This window comes from Nocardia sp. NPDC003345 (assembly GCF_053589395.1).
Genome location: NZ_JBSFRU010000235.1, coordinates 1 through 10,431, shown reverse-complemented (window position 1 = coordinate 10,431; position 10,431 = coordinate 1). Strand labels below are relative to the sequence as shown.

The window sequence follows — 10,431 nt, the reverse complement described above, 5'->3', positions numbered from 1 at the left end:
GGCGACGCGGGCCGAACCCTTTGTGGGCCTCGCTGGACTCGGCGCCGAGGGGGTGGCCCGTTTCTGGGGAGTGGCGCATCCGGATGAGTGCCGGGTGGTCGGTTGTGTATATGGATCGGGCGGTCCACAGCACTCCGCGGGGGTGCCGAGTTCGGCGAGGCCCTTGGAGGGTTCGGCCCGCGTCGGCTGTCGGCCCTCGAAGCGCATGTGGCGAAGCCACGAGTCTCGAGGGCCGACAGCAGACGCTTCGGGGGCCGAACCCCGCGGCGCCGAAGGCGCCGCCAAAATTTCAGTGCGCGCCGTTTTCTTTCAGGCGTTTGAAGGAGGCTTCGATTTCGGCTTCGGCTTCGGCGCGGCCGACCCATTCCGAACCCTTGACGTACTTGCCGGGTTCGAGGTCCTTGTAGCGCTCGAAGAAGTGCTTGATGGCGGCCAGTTCGAATTCCGGGACATCGCCGAGGTCCTGGATGTGGTCCCAGCGCGGATCACCCGCGGGCACGCACAGGATCTTGTCGTCGCCGCCGGCTTCGTCGGTCATCCGGTACATCGCGACCGGACGGGCCTCGACGATGACACCCGGGAACACCGAGTCCGGGAGCAGGACCAGGGCGTCGAGCGGATCGCCGTCCTCGCCGAGGGTGTCCTCGATGTAGCCGTAGTCGGCCGGGTAGGCCATGGAGGTGTACAGGTACCGGTCGAGGCGGACCCGTCCGGTCTCGTGGTCGACCTCGTATTTGTTTCGTGAACCCTTGGGGATCTCGATGGTGACGTCGAACTCCACGCCAACTCCTTCCGCTGCTCGCACGATGCGCCGTGGTCGCCGGCGAGGGCCGGCGCACCCGGTGTTCGCCGAGAACGGTAGCCGAACACCGATAGGGTTGTCGGGGGCACATCGGTTCAGCGGGGCCCGGTGTGGAAGCAGGGCACGAGGAGACGACGGGCGACGTGGGTTTGCAGGGTGGCAGCGGTTGGGACGATTCGGCCGGGCGCCGGCGCCGGGGATTGCGGGCATGGTTGATCACCGTGCTGGTGGCGCTGGCCGGTGCGGCGGCGGTGCTGGCCGCGGTATTACAGCCGTGGACCCCCGAGTTCCGGCACGGCGGGCTGACCATCGCCGCGCCACCGGCGCCGGTGCGGGTGGCCCCGGAGGTCCGGGCCGCGCCGGAGGCGGGGCCGCCGCCGAGTCCGGCGGGCCTGGCGACCGCGCTGGGGCCGGTGACCGCGAATCCGGACCTGGGTGGTTTCGCGGGGTCGGTGACCGATCCGTCCGGTGGCGCGGTGCTGTGGAACGCCCGCGCCGATGAACCGCGGATCCCGTCCTCGACCGCCAAGATCATGACCACCGCGGCGGCCCTGCTGACCCTGCCGGCCGAGCAGCGGGTGCAGACCCGGGTGGTGGCGGGCTCCGCGCCCAACGAGATGGTGCTGGTGGCGGGTGGCGATCCCACACTCACGGCGCAGCCCGGTGGCGACGGGTACTACCCGGGTGCCGCCAGCATCGCCGATCTGGCGCGCCGGATCCGCGATGCCGACACCCCGGCCGACACCATCGTGGTGGATGTATCCGCCTATTCGGGCCCGGCGATGGCGCGCGGCTGGGATCCGATCGATATCCCGGGTGGGTCCATCGCGCCGATCGAACCGGTGATGCTCGACGGCGGCCGCCTCGATCCTCCCGCCGAGTACTCGCCGCGTTCGACCACCCCGGCGCTGGATGTGGGCCGGCGGCTGGCCGTCGAGCTCGGGCTCGATCCGGCGAAGGTCCGGGTCGGTGCCGCACCACAGGGCACCAAACGGATCGCCGAGGTGTCGTCGGCGCCGCTGCGTGACCGGTTGCGGGACATGATGGTGTATTCGGACAATGTGCTCGCCGAGACGGTGGGACGGGAGGTCGCGCACGCGACGGGACGGCCGATGTCGTTCGAGGGCGCGGCGGCGGCGATCGCGGCGGTGCTGGCCGAGCACGGTTTCGATATGACCGGGGTGAGCATGTTCGACGCGAGCGGGCTCTCGGTGGACGACCGGATCCCGGCCCGGGTGCTGGACAAGATCCTGGCCACCGCGGCCGGTCCGGGTGCCGACGCCGAGGCCACCACCACGCAACTTCCGCCGCTGGCCCCGCCGCTGGGTTCCGGGGTGGGCGCGGGCGGTAAGCCGGAGCCCGCCGGGACCGATACCCCGACCCTGGCCGCGCGGCTCGTGCCGTTGCTGGACTACCTGCCGGTCGCGGGCGGAACCGGCTCGCTGAGCAGCCGCTACGTCACGCAGAACCAGGGCGGCGCCGGCTGGGTGCGCGCCAAGACCGGAACTCTGTCGGTGGCCAGTACGTTGGCTGGTTACGTACTGGATCGCGACGGCCGGGTGCTGACCTTCACGCTGATGTCGAGCGATCGTTCGCCCGAGGTCAGCCGCCCCGCTCTCGATGCCGTGGCGACCACGCTGCGCAACTGTGGATGTACCTGACGGCTGGAGGCGCGCATGACGATGGGACAGGGTCCGGGCGGCGCCGGAGCCCCGGTGGTGCAGGACGCCCCGGGCGGATCCGACGGTGAGCAGCGGACGTTCGCGGGTGCGGTGGACTGGCGCTGGGCGGCCAGGACGGGGGCGTTGCTGGTACCCGCCGGGCCGCGTACCTCGCGGTTCGCCGCCGAACAGGCCGTCGCCGAACTGGCCGAGGCCTCGGTGCGGGCGGAGGGGCCGGTGCGAGAGGTCACCGGGCTGCTCGACGATCAGCCCGTTCCGGCGGCCCGGATCGTGGACCGGCCCGGCTGGATCGCCGCGGCCGCCGATTCCATGGGGCAGCTCACCGGGGGCGACCCGCGCGACCAGCACGGCCCGCTGACCGGAAAACCGGCCGGGGTGCAGGTGGGCGCGATGCTGGCGTTCCTGTCCACCGCCATCCTCGGTCAATACGATCCGTTCACCGGCCCGGACGGCACACTCCTGCTGGTGGCCCCGAATATCGTCGGGGTGGAGCGGGCGCTGCGGGTATCGCCGTCGGATTTCCGGCTGTGGGTCTGCCTGCACGAGGTCTGCCACCGCGTCCAGTTCTCCGCCTCACCCTGGCTCGCCGGGTACATGCGGGACAACGTCGAACTACTGGGCGAGATCGGCGACGAGGCGACCACCGAGATGCTGGGCCGGCTCCTGACCGAACTGAAACAGCGCCGCAGCGGGACCGCCTCCGACGACCCCAACAGCCGCGGCGTGGTCGGGTTGCTGCGGGCCACCCAGCCGCCCGCCCAGCGCGCGGCGCTGGACCGGCTGCTACTGCTCGGCACCCTGCTGGAGGGGCACGCGGATCATGTGATGGATGCCGTCGGCCCCAGTGTGGTGCCGACGGTCGAACAGATCCGCGCCGCCTTCGACCGGCGCCGCACCCGGCCCGCGAACCCGGTGCAGCGCCTACTGCGGGCCCTGCTCGGCATCGACGCGAAGGTGGCGCAGTACGTGCGCGGTAAGGCCTTCGTGGACGAGGTGGTCGGCACGGTCGGGATGCAGCAGTTCAACGCGATCTGGACGGACGCGGAAACCCTGCCGCGTACCGAGGAGATCGACGAACCGCAGCGCTGGGTCGCGCGCGTCCTGGGCTGACGTGCAGTCCGTGGAGCAGGCGCCGATCCGGCTACCGGAGACCGCCGCCGTGCTCGCCCTGCGGCAGGCCGTGCGGCGGTGGGCCGGCGATTTCCGGCCCGGCGGCGGGCCGGTGGCCGTCGCGCTCTCCGGTGGCGCGGATTCCCTGGCGCTCACCGCCGCGGCCCGCGCCGAACTCCCGGAGGTGCACGCCCTGGTCGTGGACCACGGACTACAGGAAGGCTCGGATCGGGTGGCGGCCACCGCCGCCGAAACGGCCCGCGCCCTCGGCTGCCGGACGGCGCGGGTGCTGCCGGTACGGGTCGACGGGCCGGGCGGCCTGGAGGCGGCGGCGCGTACTGCCCGCTACGCCGCTCTGGAGGCGGCCCGGGGTGGGCTACCGGTGCTGCTCGGGCACACCCTCGACGACCAGGCGGAAACCGTCCTGCTGGGGCTGGGACGTGGTTCCGGGGCTCGCTCCATCCAGGGGATGGCGTCCTACGACGCGCCCTGGGGCCGGCCGCTGCTGGAAGTCCGGCGTGCCACCACCCGCGAGTTCTGCGCGGACCTCGGCCTGACTCCGTACGAGGACCCGCACAACCTCGCCCCGGAGTTCACGCGGGTCCGGTTGCGTACGGAGGTGCTGCCGCTGCTGGAAGAAGTGCTGGGCGGGGGCGTCGCGGCGGCGCTGGCACGTACGGCCGGCCAGTTGCGCGCGGACAACACCGTTCTGGACGAACTCGCCGCCGAACTGCTGGGCCGGGCCGGGGTGGATCCGGCGGAAACGAGCTGTGCCGCATCGGATCTGGACTGCGCCGTACTGGCCTCGGCCGCGCCCGCGCTCCGGCGGCGCGCGGTCCGGGCCTGGCTGCTGGATCGGGGGGTGCCGGCCGTCGCCGGGGCGCATCTACACGGTATCGACGACCTGGTCGTGGCCTGGCGCGGACAGGGCGGGGTCGCGGTCGGGGGCGGAGAACGGGGGACCCGATTGGTCGTCGTTCGCGAGCATGGCAGGCTGACACTTGCCCGCGCCGACCGGGTGAGCCGAAACCGAAGGGAAACCAGTTGACGTGTACGGGGACGATATCGCTTCGGTACTGATCACCGAGGAAGAGATCGCGGCCAAGGTGAACGAACTGGCCGAGTTGCTCGCCAAACGGTACCCGGCCGATGCGCCGGAGGGTGATCTGCTGCTGGTGGGGGTGCTCAAGGGCGCCATCTTCTTCATGACGGACCTGGCCAAGGCCCTCCCGATACCGACCCAGATGGAGTTCATGGCGGTCTCGTCCTACGGCTCGTCCACCTCCTCGTCCGGGGTGGTGCGCATCATGAAGGATCTGGACAAGGACATCGCGGGCCGCAATGTACTGATCGTCGAGGACATCATCGACTCGGGCCTGACCCTGTCGTGGCTGATGCGTAACCTCTCGACGCGCAACCCGGCCTCGCTGGAAGTGGTGACCCTGCTGCGTAAACCGGACGCCCTGCGTACACAGGTCGAGGTCGCGAACGTGGGTTTCGATATCCCGAACGAATTCGTAGTGGGCTACGGCCTCGACTACGCCGAGCGGTACCGGGATCTGCCCTATATCGGCACCCTGCATCCGCGCGTGTACGGCGGCGAGTAGACCCTGGAACCGAGCCGGTGGACGGGCGCGTGACGCCCGTCCACCGGTTTCGGTCTCGATCGGTCAGGCCGGGATCGCGGGCGGTGCCGCGAATCCACCCGCGACGGCCCGCTGGCCGAATTCGAGGATGGTCGGGCGGGCATCGTCGGCGCGCCAGGCGACCGCGAGCTCGCACGGCGGCATACCGGTGAGGGGGCGTGCGGTCAGTCCGGGCCAGCGATACATCGGCACGTTGTTCTCCGCCAGCAGGCACAGCCCCAGTCCGAGACCGACCGCCTCCAGCCGGTCCTCGGGCGTCGCGGCCTCGGCTCCGATGGTGGCCGGACGCCCGCTGCGGGCGTCGTTGCCGAGCCAGAAATCGCGGACCGCGCCGGCTTCGGCGGGGAGGGCGATGAAGGGCTCGTCGGCCAGGTCCGCGAAATCGATCATTTCCTGATTGGCGCGGGGATGGTTCTCCGGTAGGAGCACCCAGCGGCGTTCGGTGCGCAGCACCTGCCAGCGGTACCGGTTCGGATCGGGTAGGGGGAGCCAGACGAGCGCCAGATCGGCCTGCCGTCCGGCGAGCCCGCTGGACGGGTCGGTCCAGGCGGCGGGATGCAGAGCGAGCCGATGGCCGCTGGCGCTTTCCAGGTCGTGCAGCAGGCCGCGGCCGAGTGTCGACTGGAGGCCGACGCGCAGTACCTCGCCCGCCTCCTGGAGGGAGGAGTTGGTGACCTCCCAGAGTTCCAGGATCTTGCGGGCGCCGTTGAGCAGTTCCTTACCCGCAACCGTGAGCGCGACACTGCGCTGGTTGCGATCGAACAGGACCACATCGAGCTGACGTTCCAGCTGCCGGATCTGACGCGACAGGGTCGGTTGAGCGATGTGCAGCCGCTGAGCGGCGTTGGTGAAGTGCAGTTCCTCGGCGACGGCGACGAAATACCGCAGATCGCGCAAATGCGGGTCCATAGCACCTTGCTATCAGAATAGTTCCTGAATTTCCAGCCCTAATTTGTTCGGATGGTCCGCATACAGGGCCCGAAACAGTCGGCAGGTTTGTTAGTGACAGCTTATTGGGTTCGGCGGCGATGTGCAGCCCGGCTTCCCCGCCGTGCGGTCGGCTCGGCGAAGGCGGCCGATACGACGTAAAATGTCCGGCGTTTGCTCTGGTAGAGCTGTTCGGGACAGATGTGCTTTCACCTCGGATGATGAGACGCGAGCCGGTGCAGGCCGCGGCCGGCGCGGCGTGCCCGGCGGGTTGCTGTCCCCGACTATGCCCGTAAAGTGACATTGATCACAATAGAGTTTCGGGGCGGCTCCGATCACGCGAAACGGCGCGCGTCCGAACCCGTTCAGGGGTCGTGACGCGCGCCGTCGCGGGCTCAGCTGTGGCGCACCCGGTCTTCGTAGGCCTTGCGCTGTTCGGCGTCGACATCGTCGAGGAAGGTCTGGGCCGACCCCATCGACCGTCCGATCGCGTCACCCATCGCCTGCGGCAGCAGATTCACGAATACCGACATGGCGCCGGCCGCGCGGGTCACCCGAGCCTTCGGCTTCGGTTTGCCGATCAGCCGCACGATGGCGGCGGCGATATCCTCCGGTTCGGCGGCCGGCAGCCCCTTGGGCGCCGCCACGCCCGATCCCAGTTCGGTATTGGTGAGTGTGGGCAACACCGACGAGACCGAAACGCCCGACCCCCGGTACTCCTCCCGCAGGGTGTCGGTGAAACCCAGTACCGCGTGCTTGGACGCGTTGTAGGTGGCCAGACCCGGAATATGGGTCTCGCCGGCCAGCGACGCGATATTGATGATGTGCCCGCTCCCGCGGGGCAGCATACGGCTCAGTGCCAGCTTCGAACCCAGGATCACGCCGTAGACGTTGATATCGAGGATGCGGCGGGTGATCTGATCCGCCTCGTCGACCAGGCGGCCGGTCGGCATGATCCCGGCGTTGTTGATCAGCACGTCGATCGGCCCGAGTGCACGCTCGACATCGTCGAGGAAAGTGGCGAAGGACTGGGCGTCGGTCACATCGAGACGGCCGTAGTGGTCGAAATCGTGATCGGTGCCGGATTCCTTCACCGTTTTCTCGTCGATATCGCCGATCGCGATCTGGGCGCCGAGTTTCGCCAGCGAGATCGCGGTGGCCAGGCCGATTCCACGGGCGCCGCCCGTGATCACGATGACCTTGCCGCGCAGGGATACGGTCTTGCTCAACGGTTCTCTCCCTTGAGTCGGAGCAGGGCAGGGATATCGATCCGGCGCATACCGCGCGCACCGGCCGCGCGCATGGCGCCCAGTCCGATCAGGATCTTGTTCAGGTCGTAGGGCATCCAGGTGAGTTCGCGTTCCTGGGTGGGCAGCATCGGCGTGGTGATCGCCTTGGCCCGGCAGTATTTACGCACTCCGTTCGGCCCGCCCCAGCGGGCGCCGACACCGGAATCGCCCCAGCCGCCCATCGGCAGCGCGAAGTTGAACAGGTTGGCGAAGATATCGTTGATATTGACCGCGCCCGCGTTCAACGCCCGCGCGATCCGCTCGCCACGCGCCTTGTCGCCGGTCCACACCGATGCCGACAATCCGTAGACCGAATCGTTGGCCAGCCGGATCGCCTCCGCTTCGTCGGCGACCTTCATCACCGGCAGGGTCGGCCCGAAGGTCTCCTCGGTGATACAGGACATGGTGTGGTCGACATCGACGAGCACGGTGGGCTCGAAGAAGGTGCCCTCGCCGGTCCGCTTGCCGCCGGTCAGCACTTTCGCGCCCGCGGCGACCGCCTCCTCGATATGCCGGGCGACTATGGACACCTGGCTCTCGTTGGCCATGGCGCCCACATCGTGGCGCGGTGTCCGATCGTCGCGACCCTGGCGCAGGGCCTTGACGTTCGCCGTGAGTTTCGCGACGAATTCGTCGTAGACGGGGGCCTCGACATAGACCCGCTCCACCGAGATGCAGACCTGTCCGGAATTGAACATGCCGCCGAACGCGATACCGTGCGCCGCGCGATCGAGATCGGCGTCGGCGAGCACGATGGCCGGATCCTTACCGCCCAATTCCAGGCTGTAGGGGATCATCCGGGCCGCGCACGCCGCGGCGATCCGGCGGCCGGTGGCGGTGGAACCGGTGAACTGGATGTAGTCGGCGTGGTCCACGACGGCCGCACCGGTCGCGCCGCCCCCGGTGACGACGGAGAGCACCGGGGGAGCGCCGATCTCGGCCCAGCCGCGGGCCAGTTCGAGGGCGGAGAGCGGGGTGACCTCGGACGGTTTCAAGATCACCGCGGCGCCGGCGGCCAGCGCCGGGATCACATCGAGCAGCGGCATCGCCAGCGGGAAATTCCACGGCGTGATCACGCCCACCAACGGATAAGGCTTGAACACCGTGGTCAGGCGTTTCACCCGGGAAAGCGGGCTGTGCGGAGCCGGGTGTTCGTCGGCCAGGAATTTGGCGGCCCGCCGGGCGTAGTAGCCGATCAGATCGCTACCGAAGATCGGGTCGATAAGCGCGTCCACCCGCGGTTTACCGGTTTCGGACTGCAGCACATCGGCCAGATCCTCGGTGTTGTCGATGATCCAGTCCTGCAGCTTCAGCAGCCACTCTTTACGCCCGTCGGCGCCGAGGTCCTCCCACTCGCGCTGTCGCTCGCGTAGTTCGCCGATCCGCGCGACCACCTGTTCGGCCGAAGTGTCGGGAACCTTGCCGACAACTTCTCCGGTGGCGGGGTTGAGAACCCGGATATCCGGGCCCGGCGGGCCCTCGGCGTCCGGCTCGGTATCGGAACGTGCCGATTCGGTATTGGTCACTGCTGTTCTCCCACTGCGTCGTGCTCGAAACCGCTCGTGGCCGATCACAATGGATCAGCGCACCGAACCGATCGTGACACAATTCACCGGAAAATGTCTCAGCATCTCAGGGATGCCGGCCGTGGAACCCGGACACCGCGCCCGGTCGCGGTGCCGCTTGTCGTAGGGACTCGGTCGTCGAGGCTCAGCTGCCTTCCCGGGCCAGCCGGCGCAACGGCGGCTCGGTGGGCGGCGGTACGCGGCGATCCGGTAACTCGTCCAGCAGGATCGTGGTCGCCTCCGCGACGGCCGCGACGGCCTTGTCCACGGCGGGTTTGGTGGCCGAACTCAGACCCGACAGGCCACCGACCTTGCGCACATACTGCAGTGCGGCGGCATAGATCTCCTGCTCGGTAGCGGCGGGTTCCAGACCTCGCAAGACGGTGATGTTTCTACACATGAATGCACATTACCGCCGCAACGGGTGCCGTGACAGGCCAAGGAACAAATGTGAAAACGCATTGACCGGGCCCGCCGCGAACCCGGGTCCTACACTCACGGTATGGCTGCTGCCGGATTGCCCACGCCGACCCCTTTCCCCTATCCGGAGCTCGACAAGCGCGAGGACGACCATTGGTCCGGCGCGCAGATCGACGACGACCGCCTGCGGGCGCTGTCGCTGGGTGCCTTCTATTCGGCGCGCTGGGACGCCTTCCACGATGTGCTCCTGCTCGGCCCGGAACGCGACCACCCACTCGGTGACCGGCGCGAACTCGCCATCGACACGCTCACCGGGGCCTGGGGGATCACCGACGGCACCGAGGCCCGCGCCTCCATGGAACAACTCCTCGAGGGGATGCACGCCCCGCTGTACGCGCTGGTCCACCCACTGGTGACGGCCTCGCTGAACGCCAGCGAACGCGACCGTTTCGGCGAACGCGCCGACCGGCACCGCGCCTTCCTGCGCCAGGTCGCGTCCTTCCGCGGTATCGACAACTCCGAGGCGCTGGTCCGCGACTACGACATCTGGTCCCAGGCCATCAAGATCGGCTTCACCGATCACCTCTCCCGGCCGTTGCCCGCCGATATCCACGCCTGGGATCTCGCCCGGGTCGTCGCGGTGGCCCGGATGGCCTACACGGCCGGGTACATCGAAGCCGATGTCGCCTGGGACTACCTGGCCCGCGCACTCCCGCTGGCGCAGCGCAAATACCGCAACTGGCGTCAATTCGGCGACGCCTACCTCACCGGATGGACCTACTGGCAGGCCTGCGAGGACCTCGCGGAACTGAAGGACGGCGGAGTGGACCGGCGACTCGAACTGCTCCGGCTGTGGCTGCGGCCGACGAGTCCCTGGCGGCGGTGTGCTCTGTAGTTTTGGAGCGGCTCCGCCGCTCGAGGGTTCGGCCCCCTTGGCGTCTGCTGTCAGCGCTCGAGACTGGCGGCTGCGCCGCTTCGCTTCGAGCGCTG

General features: G+C 69.1%; 10 protein-coding genes. 5 read left to right on the top strand and 5 right to left on the bottom strand.

Translation table 11 applies throughout. The features are described 5' to 3' along the window. Positions 1-289: 289 nt before the first annotated feature. On the bottom strand, positions 290-781 hold the full coding sequence (locus tag ACWDU1_RS22685) for an inorganic diphosphatase (RefSeq protein ID WP_450001303.1): 492 nt from the start codon (positions 779-781) through the stop codon (positions 290-292). A gap of 164 nt (positions 782-945) precedes the next feature. Here ACWDU1_RS22685 and ACWDU1_RS22680 point away from each other — a divergent pair, with 164 nt between their 5' ends. From ACWDU1_RS22680 to hpt, 4 genes are read left to right on the top strand one after another with little or no spacing between them, the layout of a single operon-like run. Then, positions 946-2,463, top strand: a complete 1,518-nt coding sequence (locus ACWDU1_RS22680; RefSeq protein ID WP_450001301.1) for a D-alanyl-D-alanine carboxypeptidase/D-alanyl-D-alanine-endopeptidase — start codon at positions 946-948, stop codon at positions 2,461-2,463. A gap of 15 nt (positions 2,464-2,478) precedes the next feature. Continuing rightward, positions 2,479-3,594 carry a zinc-dependent metalloprotease gene (locus tag ACWDU1_RS22675; protein WP_450001300.1) on the top strand — a complete coding sequence of 372 codons (1,116 nt, stop codon included), beginning with the start codon at positions 2,479-2,481 and terminating at the stop codon, positions 3,592-3,594. A gap of 25 nt (positions 3,595-3,619) precedes the next feature. Next, positions 3,620-4,642, top strand: a complete 1,023-nt coding sequence (gene tilS / locus ACWDU1_RS22670; RefSeq protein ID WP_450001305.1) for a tRNA lysidine(34) synthetase TilS — start codon at positions 3,620-3,622, stop codon at positions 4,640-4,642. Between the two features lies 1 nt (position 4,643). Then, positions 4,644-5,201, top strand: a complete 558-nt coding sequence (hpt, locus tag ACWDU1_RS22665) for a hypoxanthine phosphoribosyltransferase (protein WP_450001298.1) — start codon at positions 4,644-4,646, stop codon at positions 5,199-5,201. Between the two features lie 63 nt (positions 5,202-5,264). Here the strand turns inward: hpt and ACWDU1_RS22660 are convergent, their stop codons facing one another. The 4 genes from ACWDU1_RS22660 to ACWDU1_RS22645 all read right to left on the bottom strand — a co-directional run bounded on the left by ACWDU1_RS22660 (position 5,265) and on the right by ACWDU1_RS22645 (position 9,421). Continuing rightward, positions 5,265-6,149, bottom strand: a complete 885-nt coding sequence (locus ACWDU1_RS22660) for a LysR family transcriptional regulator (RefSeq protein WP_450001296.1) — start codon at positions 6,147-6,149, stop codon at positions 5,265-5,267. 413 nt (positions 6,150-6,562) lie between these two features. Then, positions 6,563-7,396 carry an SDR family oxidoreductase gene (locus tag ACWDU1_RS22655; RefSeq protein WP_450001294.1) on the bottom strand — a complete coding sequence of 278 codons (834 nt, stop codon included), beginning with the start codon at positions 7,394-7,396 and terminating at the stop codon, positions 6,563-6,565. Beyond that, positions 7,393-8,982: an aldehyde dehydrogenase family protein gene (locus ACWDU1_RS22650; protein ID WP_450001292.1), complete on the bottom strand. Its 1,590-nt coding sequence runs from the start codon at positions 8,980-8,982 to the stop codon at positions 7,393-7,395. The genes ACWDU1_RS22655 and ACWDU1_RS22650 overlap by 4 nt, the downstream gene beginning before the upstream one ends. Positions 8,983-9,166: 184 nt before the next feature. Continuing rightward, complete coding sequence (locus ACWDU1_RS22645; RefSeq protein ID WP_450001290.1) at positions 9,167-9,421, bottom strand: DUF2277 domain-containing protein; 255 nt, start codon at positions 9,419-9,421, stop codon at positions 9,167-9,169. 102 nt (positions 9,422-9,523) lie between these two features. On the opposite strand from ACWDU1_RS22645, the gene ACWDU1_RS22640 reads away from it, so the two are divergent. Then, the gene (locus tag ACWDU1_RS22640) at positions 9,524-10,336 is read left to right on the top strand and encodes a DUF1266 domain-containing protein (protein ID WP_450001288.1); all 813 of its coding nucleotides are present in this window, start codon (positions 9,524-9,526) and stop codon (positions 10,334-10,336) included. Positions 10,337-10,431 lie beyond the last annotated feature (95 nt).

Coding starts and splice junctions, on each gene's coding strand:
- ACWDU1_RS22645 (WP_450001290.1), bottom strand. CDS start 9,421: ATGTGTAGAAACATCACCGTCTTGCGAGGTCTGGAACCCGCCGCTACC.
- ACWDU1_RS22675 (WP_450001300.1), top strand. CDS start 2,479: ATGACGATGGGACAGGGTCCGGGCGGCGCCGGAGCCCCGGTGGTGCAG.
- ACWDU1_RS22640 (WP_450001288.1), top strand. CDS start 9,524: ATGGCTGCTGCCGGATTGCCCACGCCGACCCCTTTCCCCTATCCGGAG.
- ACWDU1_RS22660 (WP_450001296.1), bottom strand. CDS start 6,149: ATGGACCCGCATTTGCGCGATCTGCGGTATTTCGTCGCCGTCGCCGAG.